Raw genomic sequence first — 19,930 nt, forward strand, 5'->3', positions numbered from 1 at the left:
TGTCAAACAGCCACCCACCGACCGAAACCGGCGAGCAACAGACACACAAAGAACCCCCCAAAAGAGGGGCATCAACTGGCATCATCCCTGACCAGACCCACGGGGTGGACCCAGCCAGGATCGACACCACAAACATGGCATCGACTACTTGGCACACTGTTGAGTTCTCAAGGAACAGACGCGCATCCTCGTCAACGCTTTCGCGCTTTCGCAGGAGGCTTTGTTCGATCTTCAATCTACCAGGCGTTCTCCGCGCCCCTGACCACCGTGGTGATCCAGGCCCTGGCGAACGCCGCCGCACGACTCTACCCGACGCGCTGAGCGCCGAGAACCACCATGCGGGAGATGCCCAGCTCCTGCGGGGACCGACCACCGAACGACTGCTCGGTGTCCGTTCCTCCCTGCTGGGCGGGCTCGGAGAACATTACGCGGGTCCCGCGCGGGCGGTCAAATCCGCGAGCGTGTGACGCCGACCACCGCGTGCTCGCCGGCCCCCCGGTCGTCATCTCCGCAGGTCAGCGAGCCGGGAGCCGCTGGTGGGCGGCGCCGTGCACGTGCACGGCGCCGCCCACCAGGGCTCAGGCCGCGGGGTCGGGTGCCTGCACGTCGACCACGGCCAGGGTCCGCTTGCCCCGTCGCAGCACGGCCCACCGGCCGTGCAGCAGCTGCTCGGCGGTGAGCGTGGCGTCCTCCGACGCGACGCGCACGTTGTTGACCGACGCGCCGCCCTCGGCGACCGCCCGGCGCGCGGCCGCCTTGCTCGCCACCACCCCGGTGGCCGCCAGGAGGTCGACGATCGGGTCACCGACCGCGCCGCGTGCCGTCGGCAGCTCGGCGACGGCCGCCCCGAGCGTGCCGGCGTCGAGCGCCCCCAGCTCCCCCCGGCCGAACAGCGCCTGGCTCGCGGCGATCACGGCCTCCGCCGCCTGCTCCCCGTGCACCAGCGCCGTCACGTCGTGGGCGAGCGCGCGCTGCGCCTCACGCGCCGCCGGGCGCTCGGCGACCGCCTGCTCGAGCTCGGCGATCTGCTCCCGCGTGCGGAACGTGAACACCTTGAGGTACCCCACGACGTCGGCGTCGTCCGCGTTGAGCCAGAACTGGTAGAAGGCGTACGGCGTGGTCATGGCCGGGTCCAGCCACACCGTGCCCGACTCCGTCTTGCCGAACTTCGTGCCGTCCGCCTTGGTGATCAACGGCGTCGTCAGGGCGTGCACCCCCGTGGCCTCCACCTTGCGCACCAGCTCGACGCCGGACAGCAGGTTCCCCCACTGGTCGTTGCCCCCGGTCTGCAGCCGCACACCGTGCCGGCGGAAGAGCTCGAGGTAGTCCATCCCCTGCAGGATCTGGTAGCTGAACTCGGTGAAGCTGATCCCCTGGTCGCTGTGCAGCCGGCGGGCCACCGTGTCCTTGGCGAGCATCGTGCCCAGCCGGTAGTGCTTGCCGACGTCCCGCAGGAAGTCGATGGCCGACAGGCCCGACGTCCAGTCGAGGTTGTTGACCATCGTGGCGGCGTTGGCGCCCTCGAACCGCAGCAGGGGTGCGATCTGGGCGCGGATCCGCTCGACCCAGCCGGCGACCACGTCAGGAGAGTTGAGCGTGCGCTCCCCCGTCATCTTGGGGTCCCCGATGAGACCGGTGGCGCCGCCGACGAGGGCGAAGGGGCGGTGGCCCGCGTCCTGCAGGCGCCGCACCGTGAGGATCTGGACGAGGTTGCCGATGTGCAGCGACGGGGCCGTGGGGTCGAACCCGCAGTAGAGCGAGACGGGCCCGGCGGCCAGCTCGGCCCGGAGCGCGTCGAGGTCGGTGTGCTGCGCGAGGAGCCCGCGCCAGGCGAGCTCGTCGAGGATGTCGGTCACAGGGGTCTCCGTCGATCGGGGGCCGGCGCACCCGCGGGACGGGCGGCACGGCGGTACGGGGTCGGACGCCGCACGGCGGCGCGGGACGAGGGGGTGGGGCACGACGAGGGGGTGTGCACCCGGGTCAGGCCGACGTCGTCGCCCCGGGAGGGGCGTCTGCCGACGTCGGCGACCGATACGCGGGGCGGTAGGCCGAGACGGTCGGCTCGCCCGTCAGCCACAGACGCCACGGGTGCACCGCGGCGTCGCCACCGACGCCCGACACCCCGACGCGTGGCCCGGCCGCGACCGGGGACTGCGTCACCGCGACGTCGCGCTTGCGCACGAGCACCGGGCCGCCGGGCTCCGTGAGGTCGGCCCCGTTGGCCGCGAGATCCAGGCCCAGGCACACCGCCAGGCGTGCCGGGCCGCGGGCGAGCTGGCGCTCGTTGTCGACGACGCCGGCGCTCGCGCGTCGCGCCCAGGCGAGCTCGACGCCCTCCACGACCTCGCCGGCGCGCAGCAGCACGGCCGACGCCCGGCCCGCCTGCTCGGTCACCACGTTGACGCAGTGGTGCAGCCCCATGTGCCGGTACACGTACAGACGCCCGGGCTCGGCGAACATGGCCGCGTTGCGGGCCGTCCGCCCGCGGAAGGCGTGCGAGCCCGGGTCGTCCTCGCCGCCGTACGCCTCGACCTCGGTCAGGCGCACGGTGACCGGGCCCTCGGGGCTGCGCGCCGTCACGAAGGCTCCGAGCAGGTCGCGTGCGACAGCGAGGGGATCGCGCGCGTACCAGCTGCGCGCGGGCACCACGCCGGTGCCGGGGACGATGCCGTCGTCCGGCCGACCCGTCGCGGGCGTCTCGAGGTGCACGCGGCCATCATGCCAAACCGGTCGGTCCCGGCGCGGGGACGTCCGGCGCGGGGACGTCCGGCGCCGGACCGACGGCACGCCCGTCGCCGTCGAGCCGGACGTCGGCGCGCTCCCGCGTGCGCTCCCGCTCGAAGTGCGCGCGCTCGTCGGCCATCCACGCCGTCCAGTGCGCCCGTGCCGCCTCGCCGTCGCGGGCCAGGCCGCGCGCCAGCCGCACGTCGTCGGGTGCGCACACCCAGACGCGCACCGACACGAACCCGTCGACCGCGCGACGCGCCGACCCGCACCCCTCGACGACCAGCACGTCGGGGACCGGGACGTCGACCCAGTCGGTGAACGCGCCCGCGGACCAGTCGTAGCGCTGGAAGCGTCCGGGCAGACCACGCCGCAGCGGTTCGAGCACCTGCGCCGACAGCCGCGGCCAGAGCGTGCCCTCCAGCCCGCCCCACCCGTCGTACAGGTCGTCGAGGTGCACGACCGCGACCCGTGCGCCCGTCTCCCCGACGAGCGCGGCGACGCGGGCGGCCGTCGTCGTCTTGCCCGAGCCGGCGGGTCCGTCGACGCACACCAGCCGCACGCGGCCGAGCCGCGGCGGGGCGGCGAGCGCCCGGGCCACGACGACATCGGCACCCGGCGTCACGTCGTCCCGCCCGCGTGCCGGTGCGCTCAGGCCCGCTGTGCGCGCAGGGCGGCGCTGCGCTCGCGCGCGGCGGCGAGCTGCTCGGCCACGCGCACCGGTGCCGTACCACCGACGGCGTCACGGGACGCCAGCGAGCCCTCGACCGAGAGCACCGCACGCACATCGGGCGTCAGGTGCTCGCTGATGCCCGCGAGGTCCGTGTCCGACAGGTCCCACAGCTCGATGCCGCGCTCCTCGCACGTGCGGACGCACGCGCCGGCGACCTCGTGAGCGACGCGGAACGGGACGCCCTGACGCACCAGCCACTCGGCGATGTCGGTGGCCAGGGAGAAGCCCTGCGGCGCCAGCGCGGCCATGCGGTCGGTGTCGAACGTCAGTGTGGCGACCATGCCCGCGAACGCCGGCAGCAGGACGGTGAGCTGGTCGACCTGGTCGAAGACCGGCTCCTTGTCCTCCTGCAGGTCGCGGTTGTACGCGAGCGGCAGGCCCTTCAACGTGGTCAGCAGGCCCGTGAGGTCGCCGACGAGGCGCCCGGCCTTGCCGCGCGCGAGCTCGGCGACGTCCGGGTTCTTCTTCTGCGGCATGATGCTCGACCCCGTGGAGTACGCGTCGTGCAGGCGCACGAACCCGAACTCCTTGGTCGCCCACAGCACCACGTCCTCCGCGAGGCGGGACAGGTCGACACCCGTCATCGCGGCGACGAACGCGAACTCCGCGACGACGTCGCGCGAGGCGGTGCCGTCGATCGAGTTCTCGACGGGCCCGGCGAAGCCGAGCTCGGCCGCGACCGCCGCCGGGTCCAGGCCCAGCGACGAGCCGGCCAGGGCACCGGAGCCGTACGGCGAGCGTGCGGCGCGTGCGTCCCAGTCGGCCCAGCGCTCGACGTCGCGCAGCAGCGGCCACGCGTGCGCGAGCAGGTGGTGCGCGAGCAGCACCGGCTGGGCGTGCTGCAGGTGGGTGCGACCCGGCATCGGGGCGTCCCCGACGGCCTGAGCCTGCGCGACGAGCGCGTCGACGACGTCGAGCACCAGCCCTGACAGCACGCGCGACTGACGACGCAGGTACATGCGGACCAGCGTCGCGATCTGGTCGTTGCGCGAGCGCCCGGCCCGCAGCTTGCCACCGAGGTCGACCCCGGCCCGCTCGATGAGCCCCCGCTCGAGCGCGGTGTGCACGTCCTCGTCGTCGGGCAGGGGCCCGAACGCCCCCGACGCGACGTCGGCACGCAGCCGCTCGAGGGCGTCGACCATGCCGGCGACCTCGTCGTCCGACAGCAGCCCGGCCGCGTGCAGCACGTGGGCGTGCGCCACCGAGCCGGTGATGTCGTCGTCGGCGAGGCGCCAGTCGAACTGCGTCGAGCGCGAGAGGTCGGCGAGGGCCGCCGCGGGGCCGGACGCGAAGCGTCCGCCCCACAGCGCGAGCGGGCCGGGCTGGTCGCTCACGCGTCGATGCCTCCCTGCGTCCCCAGGTCGGGGGCGTTGCCGAACCGGACGTCGCGGGCCGCGGCGAGCTTGGAGCTCAGCCCGTAGATCTCGATGAAGCCACGTGCGGCGGACTGGTCGAACGTGTCGCCCGAGTCGTACGTCGCGAGGTTGAAGTCGTACAGGCTGGAGTCCGAGCGCCGGCCGGTGACCGTCGCGCGGCCGCCGTGCAGGACGATCCGGACGTCGCCGGAGACGTACCGCTGCGTGTCGTCGATGAAGACGTCCAGCGAGCGCTTGAGCGGCGAGAACCACTGGCCGTCGTAGACCAGCTCGGTCCAGCGCTGCTCGACGCCGCGCTTGAAGCGGGCCTGCTCGCGCTCGACGGTGACGTTCTCGAGCTCCTGGTGCGCCGCGATGAGCGCGATCGCGCCGGGGGCCTCGTAGACCTCGCGCGACTTGATGCCGACCAGGCGGTCCTCGACGATGTCGATGCGGCCGACCCCCTGCGCGCCGGCGCGGCGGTTCATCTCCTGGATCGCCTGCAGCGGGGTGACGGGCACCTCGTCGAGCGCGACGGGCACGCCCTGCTCGAACCGCACGACGACCTCGTCGGCGACCGGCGGGAACGTCGGGTCGTCCGTGTAGGTGTAGACGTCCTTGGTCGGCGCGTTCCAGATGTCCTCGAGGAACCCGGTCTCGACCGCGCGGCCCCACACGTTCTGGTCGATCGAGAACGGGTTGTGCTTGGTGGTCGCGATCGGGAGGCTGTGCTTCTCGGCGTACTCGATCGCCTTGTCCCGCGTCAGCGCCAGGTCCCGGACCGGGGCGAGGCACTTGAGGTCGGGCGCGAGAGAGGTGATGCCGACCTCGAAGCGGACCTGGTCGTTGCCCTTGCCCGTGCAGCCGTGGGCGACCGTCGTGGCGCCGAACTGCCGCGCCGCCCGCACGAGGTGCTTGACGATGACCGGGCGCGACAGCGCCGAGACCAGCGGGTACCGGTCGAGGTACAGGCCGTTGGCCTTGAGCGCCGGCATGCAGTACTCGGTGGCGAACTCGTCGCGCGCGTCGGCGACGTACGCCTCGACGGCGCCGCAGTCCAGCGCACGGCGCCGGATGACCTCGAGGTCCTCACCGCCCTGGCCGACGTCGACGGCCACGGCGATCACCTCGGCACCGGTGGCCTCCGCGACCCAGCCGATGCCCACCGAGGTGTCCAGGCCACCGGAGTACGCGAGGACGACGCGTTCGGTCATGTCAGGTTCTCTCCTTCTCGAGGTTCGCGTGCATGAACATACATGCAACTGCGGACCTATGCATAACTCGTCTCAGCCCTCGCCCGCGAGCGCGAGGAAGCGGGCGGCCACGGCGTCGCCGCCCTGCGGGTCGCGGGAGATCACCAGCACCGTGTCGTCCCCCGCGATGGTGCCCAGCACCGTGGGCAGCACCGAGTGGTCGATGGCCGACGCGAGGAACTGGGCCGCGCCGGGCGGCGTGCGGAGCACGACGAGGTTGCCCGACGCCTCCGCCGCGACGAGGAGCTCGGCGCACAGGCGCGCCAGGCGCGCCGCGAGCTGCTCGGTGTCCGTGGTGGTGGGGGTCCGGTCCCCGCCCTCCCCCGGTACCGCGTAGACCAGGGAGCCCGACGCGGTGCGGATCCGCACGGCGCGGAGCTCGACCAGGTCGCGGCTCAGCGTCGCCTGCGTGACCGTGACGCCCTCGTCGGCCAGCAGCGCGGCCAGCTCGCCCTGCGAGTGCACCGTGCCGTGCTGCAGCAGCGTCCGGATCAGCGCGTGCCGGGCCGCCTTGGTGGCCGCCACGGTGGGCGTGCTCACGACCGCTCCAGCAGGAAGGCCAGCAGCGCCTTCTGCGCGTGCAACCGGTTCTCGGCCTCGTCCCAGACCACCGACTGCGGCCCGTCGAGCACCTCGGAGGTGATCTCCTTGCCGCGGTACGCCGGCAGGCAATGCAGGACGAGCGCACCGGGAGCCGCGAGCGCCAGCGCGGCCGCGTCGAGCCGGAAGGCGTCGAACCGGTGCTCCCGGTCGTCGGCCTCGTCCTCCTGGCCCATCGACGTCCACGTGTCCGTGGCGACCACGTCGGCACCCGCCACGGCCGCCGCCAGGTCGTGCACGACGGCGACCGAGCCACCGGTGCCCGCCGCCACCTGCGCCGCGCGCTCGAGGACCTCGGGGGCCGGCAGCGTGCCGGTGGGCGTGCCGATGCGCACGTGCATGCCCGCGGTCGCGCCGCCCAGCAGGTAGGAGTGCGCCATGTTGTTCGCCCCGTCGCCGACGTACGCCAGCGTCGTGCCGGGCAACGACGCCACGCCGCCTCGGTGCTGCGCGAGCGTCGTGAGGTCGGCCAGCACCTGGCAGGGGTGGAACTCGTCCGTGAGCGCGTTGACGACCGGCACGCCGGCGACGTCCGCCATCTCCTCCAGGCGCGTCTGCGCGTGCGTGCGCCAGACGATCGCCGCCACCTGGCGCCCGAGCACCCGGGCGGTGTCAGCGATCGACTCGCGCACGCCGATGCGTGCCAGGTTGCCGTCCACCGGCAGCGGGTAGCCGCCGAGCTCGGCGATGCCGGTCAGGAAGCTCACCTGCGTGCGCAGGGTCGGCTTGTCGAAGATGACGGCGATCGCGCGGGGGCCCGCCAGCGGTGTGCGGATGAACCGGTCGTCGCGGAACGCGAGCGCGAGCTCGAGGACCTCGGCCTGCTCCCGGGGGGTCAGGTCGTCGTCGCGCAGGAAGTGCCGGGTCACGCGGTCTCCTCGGGGGCGAGGTCGGCCGGCAGCGCGGCGACCAGGTCGACGAACGGCTGCACCTGGTCGTCCGTCAGGACGAACGGGGGTGCGAGGCGCAGCGTGGTGGGCGTGCACGGGTTGACGATGAACCCGGCCGCGAGCGCGTCGGCCGCGACCCGTGCCGCGACGGGCCGGTCGAGCTCGACGGCGACGAGCAGCCCCTCGCCCCGGACCTCACGCACCAGCGGGTTGCCGGTCGAGCGCAGGCGCTCGCGCAGCCGCTCCCCCAGCCCGGTCACGTGGTCGAGCAGGCCGTCGCGCTCGATGACGCCGATGGTCGCGAGCGCGGCCGCCGCGGCGACCGGGTTGCCGCCGAAGGTCGTGCCGTGCTGGCCGCGACCCAGCAGCTCCGCCGCCTGCGGCCCGTACGCGATCGCGGCGCCCACCGGGAACCCGGCGCCGAGCCCCTTGGCCACCGTGACCACGTCGGGGCGGACGCCGCCGCCGATGTGCGGGTGCTGGTGGGCGAACCAGCGTCCCGTGCGTCCCATGCCGGTCTGCACCTCGTCGAGGACCAGCAGCGCGCCGTGCGCGATGGTCAGCTCGCGCGCCAGCGCCAGGTACCCCGGCGGCAGCGGCCGCACGCCCGCCTCACCCTGGATGGGCTCGACGACCAGCGCCGCGACCTCGTCACCGCCGTGCGCGAACGCGGCACGCAGCGCGTCCGCGTCACCGAAGGGCAGGAACTCCACACCCGGCGGCAGCGGCTCGAACGGCTCGCGGTACGCCTGCTTGTGCGTCAGCGACAGGGCACCCATCGAGCGGCCGTGGAACGCGCCCTCCAGCGCGAGGACGCGTGGGCGGGCGCCGGCCGAGTGGCGACGCGTGAGCTTCAGCGCGGCCTCCGTCGCCTCGGTGCCGGAGCTGGTGAGGAAGACGCGGGAGCCCTCGGGTGCGTCCGCGATCGCGAGCAGCCGCTCGGCCAGCGCGATCTGCGTCGGGCTGGCGAAGAAGTTGGAGATGTGGCCCAGGGTGCCCAGCTGGGCGCTGATCGCGGCGGTGAGCGTCGGGTGCGCGTGACCCAGCGAGTTGACCGCGATGCCGCCGAGCAGGTCGAGGTACCGCACGCCGTCCGCGTCCCACACGTACGGTCCCTCCCCGCGGACCAGCACGCGCTGCGGCGGGCCGAACGTGTCCATCACCGCGTGCGTGTAGCGCGCGGTCCACTGCGCCACCGAGCCGTCGGCGGCGGGCAGCGGCAGCGCGTCGTCCGTCCCGGGTGCGCGGTGCCGGGGGGTGCCCGGGCTGGTCACGGTCACGTCCTGGGTCGCGCTCACGGCGTCGCCTCCTGGTCGTCGCCGGCCAGCCGGACCGCCCGCACGGGCACGGTCGACGGGTGGCCGTCGGGGTCGGTGTCGGGCAGCACCATGGTGCCGACGCCCTCGGACGTGAAGACCTCGACGAGGATCGAGTGGGTCGCTCGGCCGTCGATGACGTGCGCGCGCGGCACACCGCCCTCGACCGCTCGCCAGCAGGCCTCCATCTTCGGACGCATGCCGGAGTCGAGGCGCGGCAGGAGCTCGGCCAGGGCGGACGCGCGGATGCGCCGCACGAGCGTCGAGCGGTCCGGCCAGTCGGTGTACAGGCCCTCGACGTCCGTGAGGATGATGAGCTTGCGCGCCCCGAGCGCGACGGCCAGCGCCGCCGCCGCGGTGTCCGCGTTGACGTTGAGCACCTGGGTGGGGTCGTCGATGTCCGGCGCGACGGTCGAGACCACGGGGATCCGCCCCGCGTCGAGCAGGTCGAGGACGGCCCCGGGGTTGACGTGCACGACGTCACCGACGAGGCCGACGTCGACCTCGTGCCCGTCGACCACGGCGGTGCGGCGGCGCGCCTGGAAGAGCCCGGCGTCCTCGCCCGACAGGCCGACGGCGTGGGGCGCGTGGGCGTTGAGCAGGCCGACGAGCTCGCGCGAGACCTGGCCGGTGAGCACCATCCGCACCACGTCCATGGCCTCGGGCGTCGTCACGCGCAGCCCGCCGCGGAACTCGCTGGCGATGTCGAGGCGGTCGAGCATCGCGTTGATCTGGGGACCGCCACCGTGCACGACGACGGGCCGCAGGCCGACCTGCCGCAGGAAGACCATGTCCTCCGCGAACGCCCGCTTGAGCGTGTCGTCGATCATGGCGTTGCCGCCGTACTTGACCACGACGAGCGCGCCGGCGAACTGCTGGAGCCAGGGCAGCGCCTCGACGAGGACCTCGGCCTTCTGGTCGGCGCGCAGGTCGGTGCGCGTGTCGAAGACGAAGTCGTCGGGCACGGAGGGAAGGTTCACGTCGGGACCGCTCATGTGGAGTAGGCGCTGTTCTCGTGGACGTACTCGTGCGTGAGGTCGTTGGACCACACGGTCGCGGCGGCGTCGCCGGCGTGCAGGTCGACCACGACGTGCACCTCGCGGTCCGCAGCGAGGTCGACCTCCGTGCGGTCGGCGTGCGGGCGGCCGGCCCGGCAGACCATGACACCGTTCATCGACACGTCGACGGCCTCGGGGTCGAACGGCGCGACCGCCTCGGGCACCGTGCCGGCCTGCGCGAGCACGCGGCCCCAGTTGGGGTCGTTGCCGAAGATCGCGGCCTTGAAGAGGTTGGACCGCGTGACGGCCCGGGCGACCGCGAGCGCGGCCGACTCGTCGGTGGCGTGCACCACGTGGACGGCGACGTCGTGCGACGCCCCCTCGGCATCGGCCACGAGCTGGCGCGCGAGCGAGGCGCACACCCGCAGCACGGCGTCCGCGAGCACGTCCCGCGACGGTGTGACGCCCGACGCACCCGAGGCGAGCAGCGTGACCGTGTCCGACGTCGACATGCAGCCGTCGGAGTCCACGCGGTCGAACGTCCGCGCCGTCGCCGAGCGCAGCACCGAGTCGAGCACCGGGGCCTCGACGTCGGCGTCGGTGGTGAGGACGCACAGCATGGTCGCGAGCGCCGGGGCGAGCATGCCCGCGCCCTTGGCCATGCCTCCGACCGTGAACGACCCGTCCGGCGTCTGCACCGTGACGTGCGCGGTCTTGGCCACCGAGTCGGTCGTCATGATCGCCGTCGCGGCGGCGAGCCCGTCGTCCCCCAGGGCGGCGGCGGCGAGGTCGACGCCGGTCAGCAGGACCTCGCGCGGCAGCCGCTCGCCGATGAGCCCGGTGGAGCACACCACGACGTCACCCGCGGAGACGCCGAGCGCCGACGCGACGCGCTCGGCCGTCATGTGGGAGTCGAGGAAGCCCTCGGGCCCCGTGCTGACGTTGGCGCCGCCGGAGTTGAGGACGACGGCGGAGACGACGCCGTCGGTGACGACCTGCCGGGACCACACCACGGGCGCACCGACCACGCGGTTGGTGGTGAACACCGCCGCGCCGGCCTGCCGCGGGCCGTCGTTGACGACCAGCGCCATGTCCGGCGTCCCGGACGCCTTGAGCCCGGCCGTCACGCCCGAGGCACGGAACCCGGCCGCCGCGGTCACCCCGGGCGACGTGCCGGGCGACGTGCCGGCAAGGGCGGCACCGAGGTGGTCGGTCACGGGGCGACTCCGTTCCGCGGCAGGCCGAGGGTCTCCGGCAGGCCGAGCGCGAGGTTGAGGGACTGGACGGCACCGCCGGCGGTGCCCTTGACGAGGTTGTCGATGGCGGTGACCGTCACGACGCGGCCCGCACGGGCGTCGTACGCGACCTGCACCAGCGCGGTGTTCGCCCCGGTGGTCGACGCGGTGGTCGGCCACTGGCCGGCGGGCAGCACCCGCACGAACGGCTCGTCCGCGTACGCGGCGCGCCACGCCGCGCGCAGCTGCTCGTCGTCGACCGTCACGCCCGGCGCGAGCCGTGCGGTGGCCGTCGCGAGGATGCCGCGGGACATCGGCACCAGCACGGGCGTGAAGGAGGTGCGCACGTCCGAGGCGCCGGCGCTGCGCAGGTTCTGCGCGAGCTCAGGGATGTGCCGGTGGCTGCCGCCCACCGCGTACGGCACCGCGGCGCCGAGCGCCTCGGAGGCCAGCAGGCGCGGCTTCAGCGACTTGCCGGCACCGGAGTAGCCGACGGCCAGGACGGCGACGAGGTCGGTGGTGTCGAGCAGACCGGCCGCGACGCCGGGCTGCAGGCCGAGGGTGACGGCCGTGACGTTGCACCCCGGCACGGCGATGCGGCGCGCCCCGGCGAGGAGCTCGCGCTGGCGGGTCATCGACTGCGCGACCACGAGCTCGGGCAACCCGTACGTCCAGGTGCCCGCGTGGGGGCTGCCGTAGTACGCCTCCCAGTCGGCCGCCTCGACCAGGCGGTGGTCCGCCCCGAGGTCGAGGACCACCGGGTCCTCACCGAGCGCCTCGAGCTCGGCCGCGACCTGCCCGCTGGCACCGTGCGGCAGCGCGAGCACGACGACGTCGTGGCCGGCGAGCGCCTGCGCGGTCGTGGGCTCCAGGACGCGGTCGGCGAGCTCCACGAGGTGCGGGTGGTGCGCCCCGAGCGGCGTCCCCGCGTTGGAGTGCGCCGTGAGCGTGCCGATGCGTGCCTGTGGGTGGTCGAGCAGCAGCCGCAGGATCTCCCCGCCGGCGTATCCGCTGGCCCCGGCTACCGCCACCGTGAACGTCATGTGCATGAACATACAGTCGAGTGCAGACAAATACCAAGGAGAAACGGGAACAGTCGACTCACCTCGCACGGTTGCGGCTGGCATGCGCGCCGTCATCGCCACCCACGCCGGTGGCCCCGAGGTCCTGCAGGTCAGAGACGTCCCGGACCCTGAGCCGCGACCCGACGAGGTGCTCGTGCGCGTCGCGGCGGCCGGCGTCAACTTCATCGACACCTACCGTCGCGGCGGGATCTACCGTATGCCGTTTCCTCATGTCGTGGGGTCCGAGGGCGCCGGTGAGGTCGTCGCGGTCGGCTCGGACGTCACCACGCTCGCGCCCGGGGACCGCGTCGCGTGGGCGTCCGCCGAGGGCTCCTACGCGGAGCTGGTCGCCGTCCGCGAGGCCGACGCGCTGCCCGTCCCGCCGGGCGTGGACGACGCCACCGCGGCCGCGCTGCCGATGCAGGGCATCACCGCGCACTACCTCGTCTCCTCGACCTTCCCCGTCGAGGAGGGTCACGACGTGCTGCTGCACGCGGGTGCCGGGGGCGTCGGGCTGCTGCTGACCCAGCTGGCCGCGGCGCGTGGCGCCCGCGTCGTCTCGACCGTCGGGTCCGTCGAGAAGGAGCACCTGGCGCGTGCCGCCGGTGCGTCCGACGTCATCCGCTACCGCGAGCTGTCGGACCTGACCACCGAGCTCCCGGCCCTCGTGCGGGACCTGACCGGCGGTCGCGGCGTGCACGTCGCCTACGACGGGGTCGGCAAGGACACGTTCGACGCGTCCCTCGCGTCGCTGGCCCGCCGGGGCACGCTCGTGCTGTTCGGTGGCTCCTCGGGCCAGGTGCCCCCGGTCGACCTCCAGCGCCTCAACGCCGCCGGGTCGGTCTTCGTCACGCGCCCGACGATCGCCCACTACACCGCCACGCGCGAGGAGCTGCTCTGGCGGGCGGGCGAGCTCTTCGAGGCCGTCACCGCTGGCGCCCTCGACGTCCACGTCGGAGCCACCTACCCCCTGGCGGACGCCGCCGACGCCCACCGCACCCTCGAGGGGCGTGCCACCACCGGAAAGGTCCTGCTGCTCCCGTGACGCTCGACGCCCCCACGTTCACCTCCCCTCCCCGCACCGTGACCGTCGAGGTCTGGTCCGACGTCGCCTGCCCCTGGTGCTGGATCGGCAAGCGCCGGTTCGCCACCGCGCTGCGCGCGTTCCCGCACCGCGACCACGTCGAGGTCGTGTGGCGCTCGTACCAGCTGTCCCCCGAGACACCGACGGGGCCCGGCCGCCCCGAGATCGACGCGCTCGTGGCCGCCAAGGGCCTGCCGCGGGACCGGGTCGAGGAGATGTTCGCGCGCGTCGCCGCGGTCGGTGCCGCGGACGGGCTGCACTACGACTTCGACGCGACGCTCGCCTTCAACACGTTCGACGCCCACCGGCTGCTGCACCTCGCCCGTGAGGCGGGCGGCGCCCCGCTGGTCGACGCGACCATGGAGACGCTGTTCTCGGCGCACTTCGAGGAGGGCGCCGACCTCGGCGCGCCCGGCGCGCTCGGCGCGATCGCCCGGCAGGCCGGGTTCGCCGCGCACGGGTGGGACGACGCCCGTGTCGCGGCTGCGCTGCAGGGCGACGCCGCGGCGGACGACGTCCGGGACGACCTGGCGACGGCGCGCACGCTCGGGGTCACCGGCGTGCCGTTCTTCGTGGTCGACCGCCGGTACGCGGTGTCCGGTGCGCAGCCCGCCGAGGTGTTCTCCCAGCTGCTCGACGCGGGCTGGCGCGAGGCCAACCCGCTGGTCGTCGCACCTGCGGGCGAGGTGTGCACCGACGGCTCCTGCTGACGGCGTCCCACCCGTCGGCGCGGTCCACCCTGCGGGCTCACCGGACGCCGAGCATGAGGGAGACGAGCTCGCGCAACGAGTCCACGCGCACGTCCGCGAGCGCGGCGTCGGGGCGTCGGGCGTGCACGTAGCCCCACGGGCCGCGCCGCACGAGCGCCGTGCGCATGCCCGCGGCACGCGCCGGCAGGACGTCGTTGTCGAGCCGGTCGCCCACGTAGAGCACGTCGTGCGCGGGCACACCGAGGTCCGTCACGACGCGGGCGAAGAACTGCGGAGAAGGCTTGGCCACTCCCCAGCGAGCCGAGGTCGCCAGCAGGTCCACCTCGACACCGGCGGCCCGCAGCTGGTGCTCGGCGCGCGCCGGCTGGTTGCCAGCGACCGCGACGAGGTATCCCGCGGCCCGCAGCGCCCGCAAGGTCGGCAGCGCGTCGGGGTAGAGGTCGTCCGGCCGGATCTCCGGGGGGGTCGACGGCGGATCGACACCGACGTGCCGCCACACGTGGCTGTGCGGCTCGTCGCGCTCGGCCAGCGCCCCGAGCACCGCCATGAGGGCCAGGGGCGGCACACCCACCTCCCCGGCGACCTGCACCCACGCGCGCGTCTCGTCCACGAGCGTCTCGCCGACGTCGAACACGACGGCGCGCACGTCGGCCCACCGCGGACGCGGAGTCAGGTCATCCACGGCGGACACCCTGCCAGGCCCGTGGCACCCCCGTCACCCGTCCGGCGCCGCCTCGTCCCGCGTCACCCGACGGGCGCGAGCGGGCGCGCACGCACCTGGTCGAAGAAGGCGACCTCGTGCGCGCACGACGCCGCGTACGCAGCGAGCATGCGTGCGCGGGTCACCGCACCCACCTCACGCGCGGCGGCGTCGGCGAGGTCGGAGGCACGGTCGGCCGCCGCCGCGAAGGCGGGGTCCCCGTAGGTGGCGACCCAGTCGCCGTACGGGTGCGCACCCAGGTGGCCCGCGCGCGCCAGGATGCGCGCGCCCAGGTCCGCGTACAGGACGTAGCACGGCAGCACCGCGGCGACGACCTCGGCGTACGACCCCGTCGCGGCGACCGCCAGCAGGTGGTCGACATAGGCGGTGGTCGCAGGGCTCGCCGGACCGGACCTGCCGCTGCCGGTGAGCCGCTCCTCGTGCAGCCGGGCCTCGATGTCGAGGCACCGCGCCGCGCCCTGCGCGAAGAACACCTGGGCCGCGGGGCCGGGCGCGAGCTGGCTCGCCCGGGCGAGCACCCGGGAGTACTGCGCGAGGTACAGCGCGTCCTGGTGCAGGTAGGCCTCGAAGTCGTCCACGGGCAGCGTCCCGTCGGCCAGCCCGCGCACGAACGGCAGGTCGTCGCACGCGCCGCGCAGTCCGGCCGCCCGCTCCCACGCGTCGACGCTGAACGGGCGCGCACCCAGTGTCGGCGCGTGGTGCAGGTGGTCGACAGGCCCCCGCCCCGACCCGACCGCGAGGGCCTCGCCGGCGGCGATGGCGCCGGTGAGCCACTCCTTCGCCTCCCGGGCCGCCGCCACCCAGTCGGGCCGTCGCGGGCGCAGCGCCGCGACGGCGGCCGACAGCGAGCAGCCCGTGCCGTGCGTGCTGGTCGTGCGCACGCGCGCCCCGCCGAGCTCGGTCACCGTCGTCGGACCGACGACCGCGTCCGGGCTCGCGTCCCCGGCGAGGTGGCCGCCCTTGAGCAGCACCGTCACGCCCGACCGGTGCGCGAGCCGCCGGGCCTGGTCGACCGCGCCCGGCCACGTCGTCGCGACGGGTTCACCGAGCAGCACGCCGAGCTCGGGCAGGTTCGGCGTCACGAGGTCCGCGAGCGCGACCAGCCGCCGCACGGCGTCCTCGGCGTCCGCGTCGAGCAACCGGTCCCCGCTGCTCGCGACCATGACGGGGTCGAGCACGACGACGGGTGGGCGCGCACCGGCGAGCCAGAGCGCGACCTCGTCGGCGACGGCGCGCGTGCCGAGCATGCCGATCTTCACCGCGTCCACCACGACGTCGTCGCTCACGGCGTCGAGCTGGGCGCGCAGGAAGTCGACGCCGGGGACGTGCACCGCCCGCACCCCGTGCGTGTTCTGCGCGACGAGCGCGGTCACCACGGCCATGCCGTACGCGCCGTGCGCGGCGAACGACTTCAGGTCGGCGTGGACACCGGCACCGCCCGTCGGGTCGGTGCCCGCGACCGACAGCACGCGCACGCGGCTGCCCGTGAGGCGCGCGCCGGTCGCGGACGCGGCCGGTGCGGCGCTCACCGGGCCACCGCCGGCGCCGCGGCGCGGTCCCACGCCTCGACCAGCCGCGCCGCGGCTCCTCCGGGGTCCGGGGCACCGCACACGGCGCCGACGACGGCCATGGCGTGCACCCCGGCGGCGCGCAGCGCCGGTGCGTCGGAGGCGTCGAGCCCACCGATGGCCACGACGGGACGACCGCCGGCCGCGACGACCGCCGCACGCGCACCGGCGACCCCGATCGCCGGCCCCGCCTCGGGCTTGGTGGGCGTGAGCCGCAGGGGCCCCGACCCCAGGTAGTCGGCGCCCGCGACCGCCCGGACGTGCTCGGGCAGCGCCGCCGAGGCGCCCACCAGGGCGTCCGGACCGAGCAGCGCGCGCGCGTCGTCGACCTCGAGGTCACGCCTCCCCACGTGCACACCGTCGACGTGGGCGCCGCGCGCCCGCGCCGCGAGCGCGACGTCGACGCGGTCGTCCACGACGAGCACCGCGGGACCCGCGAGGCGCAGCGCGTCGGCCACCGAGACGGTCAGCGCGACGAGCTCGCGGGCGGTCGCCCGCTTGGCGCGCACCTGGACGGTGCCGACACCGGCACGGACCGCAGCGCCCGCGACGTCCGCGGGACGGTGTCCGGCACGTCCGCACACGTCGGCGTCCAGGACGAGGTAGATGCCCGCGGGCAGCGCGCTCATGCCGGCACGCCGATCCGCTGCGCGGCCGCGACGCGGCACGCGAGGTCGTCCGGGGTCAGCAGGTACAGCTCGTCGAGGAGCCCGACCTGGAACGACGCGGGGCCGCGCGCGTCGATCACCGCGCGCTCGGCGGCGAGCCCCAGGGCCGCCGACGCCGCGACGGCCGCGGTCAGCGGCGGCGCGACCGACGTGAAGGCCGCGACGAGACCGCCCAGCGCGCACCCGGACCCGGTGATCGTCGTCAGGAGCCGGTCACCGACCGCGAGCCGCACGTGCGTGATGCCGTCGGTGACGAGGTCGACCGGCCCGGACACCGCGACGACCCCGCCGGTGCGCCGCGCGAGGGCGTCGGCGGCGTCGGCGCTGGTGTCGACGTCGTCGCGCGCGTCGACACCGCGACCGGCGGAGACGAAGCCCGCGAGCGCGCGGACCTCGCTGGCGTTGCCGCGCACCACGGCCGGACGCTCGCCGAGCAGGTGGCCGGCCAGCCGCGTCCGGACCGACAGGACACCGACCGCGACCGGGTCGAGCACCCACGGCACACCAGCCCCCGCGGCAGCCGCGACCGTCGGGGCGAGGCACGCACGCTGGTCCGGCCCCGGCGTCCCGAGGTTGACCAGGACGGCGCCCGCGGCGCCCGCGAGCTCCTCGGCCTCCCCCGGCACGCTCGCCATCGCGGGGGACGCGCCGATCGCGAGCAGCGCGTTGGCGACGAGGTTCGTCGTGACCTCGTTCGTCAGGCACTGCACGAGCGGGGTACGCCGTCGCAGCTCGTCGAGGGCCGCGCCACATGCGGCGGCGAGGTCGGTGGGCAGGGCAGACGTCATGGCGGACATCCCTTCGCTCGTACGAACGAGATCAGGTTCGACGGGTGTGATCTCAGCCCTGCTCGGTACAGGGCACCCCGTGTCTCGCCGCCGACCCTAGCCCGCCGGCGGTGACGCTGCCGAGAGCAGGTCTCGCCCTGCGGACGCCTCGATGCCTCACCCGCCCGGGGGCCCCGGGCGGGTGAGGCCGCCGCTACGCTCACGGGTGCGGGTCGCCGGCGCCCCCGGGTGCCCTGCGCGGTCCGCGCCGACCAGCGCGCGTGCGCGCCAGAACCTGCGAGGCGACATGACCCCCGACACCACCCGACCCGCGCCGCTGACCGACCCGGTCGGCACCGTGGTGCCGTCCGCCGTGCCGACGCACTGGTACAACCTGGCAGCGGACCTGCCCGAGCCGTGCCCGCCGGCGCTGCATCCCGGCACGCGCGAGCCGCTCACCCCGGACGACCTGGCGCCGCTGTTCCCGATGGCGCTCATCGCGCAGGAGGTCTCGACCGAGCGCTGGGTGGAGATCCCGCAGACGGTCCGCGAGATCTACGCACTGTGGCGGCCGTCCCCGCTGGTGCGCGCCCTGCGGCTCGAGCGGGCGCTGGGCACGCCGGCGAAGATCTACTACAAGTACGAGGGCGGCTCCCCCGCCGGCTCGCACAAGCCCAACACGGCGGTCGCGCAGGCGTACTACAACGCGGTCGAGGGCATCACCCGGCTGACGACGGAGACGGGCGCCGGGCAGTGGGGCGCGTCGCTGTCGATGGCGTGCGCGCTGCTGGGCCTCGACCTCGAGGTGTGGCAGGTACGGGCGTCCTACGACGCCAAGCCGTACCGCCGCATGCAGATGGAGACGTACGGCGCGACGTGCCACCCGTCGCCGTCGGACCTCACCGAGGCGGGGCGGGCGATGCTCGCGGCCGACCCGACGACGACCGGGTCGCTCGGCATGGCGATCAGCGAGGCGGTCGAGGTCGCGGCGCAGGACCCGAACGCGCACTACGCACTGGGCTCGGTGCTCAACCACGTGCTGCTGCACCAGAGCGTCATCGGGCAGGAGGCCCTCGCGCAGCTCGACGAGATCGGCGAGCGTGCGGACGTCGTGTTCGGGTGCGCGGGCGGCGGGTCCAACCTGGGCGGGCTGAGCTTCCCGTTCCTGGGGCGCAACCTGCGCGACGGGACGACGACCCGGGTCGTCGCGTGCGAGCCGGCCGCGTGCCCGTCGATGACGCAGGGCGAGTACCGCTACGACTTCGGTGACGTCGCGGGCCTGACCCCGCTGCTGAAGATGCACACGCTCGGCAAGGACTTCGTGCCGCCGCCGATCCACGCGGGCGGGCTGCGCTACCACGGCATGGCACCGATGGTGTCGCACGCCTACGCGCTGGGTCTCATGGAGGCGATCGCGGTGGAGCAGGACGACGCGTTCGCGGCGGGCATCGAGTTCGCGCGCGCCGAGGGCATCATCCCCGCGCCGGAGTCGACGCACGCCGTGGCCGGGGCCATCGCGCACGCCCGGGCGGCGACGACCGACGAGACGATCGTCATCGGCCTGTCCGGCAACGGCGTGCTGGACCTGCCCGCGTACCACGACTACGTCTGACCGGACGCGGTGCGCGGGCCGGCGACGACCCGGCCCGCGCAGCACCCGTCCGCGTCGGGCGCCCGACGTCAGGCCGGAGGGCTCGCGGCGCGGGCGCGGGCGATGTGCCCGCGCACCGCGTCCAGGTCCGCGTCCGTGAAGAGCGCGCGCGGCAGGACGAGCCACCCGTGCGGCGGGTGGGTCCACAGCGCCACTGCCGCACCGCGCACACGGACACCGCCGAAGGCGCTCCAGCGGGTCTGCGCCGCACCACGCGGGGAGGTCGTGCACAGGGCGGTCTCCCCCACCTCGACGGTGAAGGGCCCCGGGGGCGTCAACCCGACCACGCGACGCATGGCATGACGTGTGACCACGATCAGGACCACCGGCATGAGCGACACCACGACCAGCAACGTGATCCAGTCGGCGGGCCCGAGCCGGAACTCGTGGGCACCGAGCTGCAGCGCCGTGACCCCGAGCACGAGCACCCCGCCCCGGATGCGCGTCTCGCGTGACCGCAGCACGACGGCCGCGGCGTCGTGCGCCATGTCACGTCGCAGTTCCTCGGTCACGGTGAGCGTCCGTACGCCGGCATCCTGCATGGCGCACATCGTGGCAGCGCGGCCGGCCCGACGGAGCGGTATCGCCGCGGT

Annotated in this window: 19 protein-coding genes and 1 riboswitch; of the genes, 3 read left to right on the plus strand and 16 right to left on the minus strand. The window is 74.7% G+C overall.

Going from position 1 to position 19,930, the window contains the following annotated elements; translation table 11 throughout:
- Positions 1-578 precede the first annotated feature (578 nt).
- The 11 genes from tyrS to argC all read right to left on the minus strand — a co-directional run bounded on the left by tyrS (position 579) and on the right by argC (position 12,153).
- Positions 579-1,856, minus strand: coding sequence for a tyrosine--tRNA ligase (gene tyrS / locus J1G43_RS11375; RefSeq protein WP_207378483.1), 1,278 nt, complete (start codon positions 1,854-1,856; stop codon positions 579-581).
- 124 nt (positions 1,857-1,980) lie between these two features.
- Entirely contained in the window at positions 1,981-2,709 is a 729-nt protein-coding gene (locus J1G43_RS11380) for a DNA-3-methyladenine glycosylase (RefSeq protein WP_207370671.1), read from the minus strand.
- A 7-nt stretch (positions 2,710-2,716) separates the two neighbouring features.
- The gene (locus tag J1G43_RS11385) at positions 2,717-3,349 is read right to left on the minus strand and encodes a uridine kinase (protein WP_307859560.1); all 633 of its coding nucleotides are present in this window, start codon (positions 3,347-3,349) and stop codon (positions 2,717-2,719) included.
- Positions 3,350-3,375: 26 nt separating this feature from the next.
- Positions 3,376-4,791, minus strand: coding sequence for an argininosuccinate lyase (gene argH, locus J1G43_RS11390; protein WP_207341293.1), 1,416 nt, complete (start codon positions 4,789-4,791; stop codon positions 3,376-3,378).
- Complete coding sequence (locus J1G43_RS11395; RefSeq protein WP_207341294.1) at positions 4,788-6,026, minus strand: argininosuccinate synthase; 1,239 nt, start codon at positions 6,024-6,026, stop codon at positions 4,788-4,790. Before J1G43_RS11395 ends, argH begins: the two co-directional genes overlap by 4 nt.
- A gap of 72 nt (positions 6,027-6,098) precedes the next feature.
- Positions 6,099-6,605: an arginine repressor gene (locus J1G43_RS11400; RefSeq protein ID WP_207341295.1), complete on the minus strand. Its 507-nt coding sequence runs from the start codon at positions 6,603-6,605 to the stop codon at positions 6,099-6,101.
- Positions 6,602-7,534 carry an ornithine carbamoyltransferase gene (gene argF / locus J1G43_RS11405; protein ID WP_207370672.1) on the minus strand — a complete coding sequence of 311 codons (933 nt, stop codon included), beginning with the start codon at positions 7,532-7,534 and terminating at the stop codon, positions 6,602-6,604. The genes J1G43_RS11400 and argF overlap by 4 nt, the downstream gene beginning before the upstream one ends.
- Positions 7,531-8,853, minus strand: coding sequence for an acetylornithine transaminase (locus J1G43_RS11410; RefSeq protein ID WP_372437915.1), 1,323 nt, complete (start codon positions 8,851-8,853; stop codon positions 7,531-7,533). The genes argF and J1G43_RS11410 overlap by 4 nt, the downstream gene beginning before the upstream one ends.
- The gene (gene argB, locus J1G43_RS11415) at positions 8,850-9,866 is read right to left on the minus strand and encodes an acetylglutamate kinase (RefSeq protein WP_207341297.1); all 1,017 of its coding nucleotides are present in this window, start codon (positions 9,864-9,866) and stop codon (positions 8,850-8,852) included. Before argB ends, J1G43_RS11410 begins: the two co-directional genes overlap by 4 nt.
- Complete coding sequence (gene argJ, locus J1G43_RS11420; protein ID WP_207341298.1) at positions 9,863-11,086, minus strand: bifunctional glutamate N-acetyltransferase/amino-acid acetyltransferase ArgJ; 1,224 nt, start codon at positions 11,084-11,086, stop codon at positions 9,863-9,865. Before argJ ends, argB begins: the two co-directional genes overlap by 4 nt.
- Positions 11,083-12,153, minus strand: coding sequence for an N-acetyl-gamma-glutamyl-phosphate reductase (argC, locus tag J1G43_RS11425; RefSeq protein WP_242635671.1), 1,071 nt, complete (start codon positions 12,151-12,153; stop codon positions 11,083-11,085). Before argC ends, argJ begins: the two co-directional genes overlap by 4 nt.
- Before the next feature lie 76 nt (positions 12,154-12,229).
- On the opposite strand from argC, the gene J1G43_RS11430 reads away from it, so the two are divergent.
- Both J1G43_RS11430 and J1G43_RS11435 read left to right on the plus strand, forming a co-directional pair.
- Positions 12,230-13,213, plus strand: coding sequence for a quinone oxidoreductase (locus J1G43_RS11430; protein WP_207341299.1), 984 nt, complete (start codon positions 12,230-12,232; stop codon positions 13,211-13,213).
- A complete protein-coding gene (locus J1G43_RS11435; protein ID WP_207370673.1) occupies positions 13,210-13,962 on the plus strand; it encodes a DsbA family oxidoreductase in 753 nt (250 codons plus the stop codon). Before J1G43_RS11430 ends, J1G43_RS11435 begins: the two co-directional genes overlap by 4 nt.
- A gap of 37 nt (positions 13,963-13,999) precedes the next feature.
- Here J1G43_RS11435 and J1G43_RS11440 read toward each other — a convergent pair whose 3' ends face one another.
- The 4 genes from J1G43_RS11440 to thiM form a co-directional block, all read right to left on the minus strand.
- On the minus strand, positions 14,000-14,644 hold the full coding sequence (locus J1G43_RS11440) for an HAD family hydrolase (RefSeq protein WP_307859561.1): 645 nt from the start codon (positions 14,642-14,644) through the stop codon (positions 14,000-14,002).
- A 62-nt stretch (positions 14,645-14,706) separates the two neighbouring features.
- A complete protein-coding gene (gene thiD / locus J1G43_RS11445) occupies positions 14,707-16,212 on the minus strand; it encodes a bifunctional hydroxymethylpyrimidine kinase/phosphomethylpyrimidine kinase (protein ID WP_207378485.1) in 1,506 nt (501 codons plus the stop codon).
- The gene (locus J1G43_RS11450; protein WP_207370675.1) at positions 16,209-16,880 is read right to left on the minus strand and encodes a thiamine phosphate synthase; all 672 of its coding nucleotides are present in this window, start codon (positions 16,878-16,880) and stop codon (positions 16,209-16,211) included. Before J1G43_RS11450 ends, thiD begins: the two co-directional genes overlap by 4 nt.
- Positions 16,877-17,707, minus strand: a complete 831-nt coding sequence (thiM, locus tag J1G43_RS11455) for a hydroxyethylthiazole kinase (protein WP_207341303.1) — start codon at positions 17,705-17,707, stop codon at positions 16,877-16,879. The genes J1G43_RS11450 and thiM overlap by 4 nt, the downstream gene beginning before the upstream one ends.
- Positions 17,699-17,797, minus strand: a riboswitch (TPP riboswitch). (Overlaps the previous gene by 9 nt.)
- Before the next feature lie 196 nt (positions 17,798-17,993).
- On the opposite strand from thiM, the gene J1G43_RS11460 reads away from it, so the two are divergent.
- A complete protein-coding gene (locus tag J1G43_RS11460; RefSeq protein ID WP_207370676.1) occupies positions 17,994-19,298 on the plus strand; it encodes a TrpB-like pyridoxal phosphate-dependent enzyme in 1,305 nt (434 codons plus the stop codon).
- Positions 19,299-19,366: 68 nt separating this feature from the next.
- On the opposite strand, the gene J1G43_RS11465 is transcribed toward J1G43_RS11460, so the two are convergent.
- Entirely contained in the window at positions 19,367-19,849 is a 483-nt protein-coding gene (locus J1G43_RS11465; protein ID WP_207378486.1) for a hypothetical protein, read from the minus strand.
- Between the last annotated feature and the right edge of the window lie 81 nt (positions 19,850-19,930).

Source organism: Cellulomonas sp. zg-ZUI22, assembly GCF_017353535.1.
GTDB classification, from domain to species: domain Bacteria; phylum Actinomycetota; class Actinomycetes; order Actinomycetales; family Cellulomonadaceae; genus Cellulomonas; species Cellulomonas wangleii.

Bases quoted from the DNA above. Each gene is read 5' to 3' on its own strand.
- J1G43_RS11395 (WP_207341294.1), bottom strand. From the start codon at position 6,026: ATGACCGAACGCGTCGTCCTCGCGTACTCCGGTGGCCTGGACACCTCG.
- argB (WP_207341297.1), bottom strand. From the start codon at position 9,866: ATGAGCGGTCCCGACGTGAACCTTCCCTCCGTGCCCGACGACTTCGTC.
- argC (WP_242635671.1), bottom strand. From the start codon at position 12,153: ATGCACATGACGTTCACGGTGGCGGTAGCCGGGGCCAGCGGATACGCC.
- J1G43_RS11430 (WP_207341299.1), top strand. From the start codon at position 12,230: ATGCGCGCCGTCATCGCCACCCACGCCGGTGGCCCCGAGGTCCTGCAG.
- J1G43_RS11450 (WP_207370675.1), bottom strand. From the start codon at position 16,880: ATGAGCGCGCTGCCCGCGGGCATCTACCTCGTCCTGGACGCCGACGTG.
- thiM (WP_207341303.1), bottom strand. From the start codon at position 17,707: ATGACGTCTGCCCTGCCCACCGACCTCGCCGCCGCATGTGGCGCGGCC.
- J1G43_RS11460 (WP_207370676.1), top strand. From the start codon at position 17,994: ATGACCCCCGACACCACCCGACCCGCGCCGCTGACCGACCCGGTCGGC.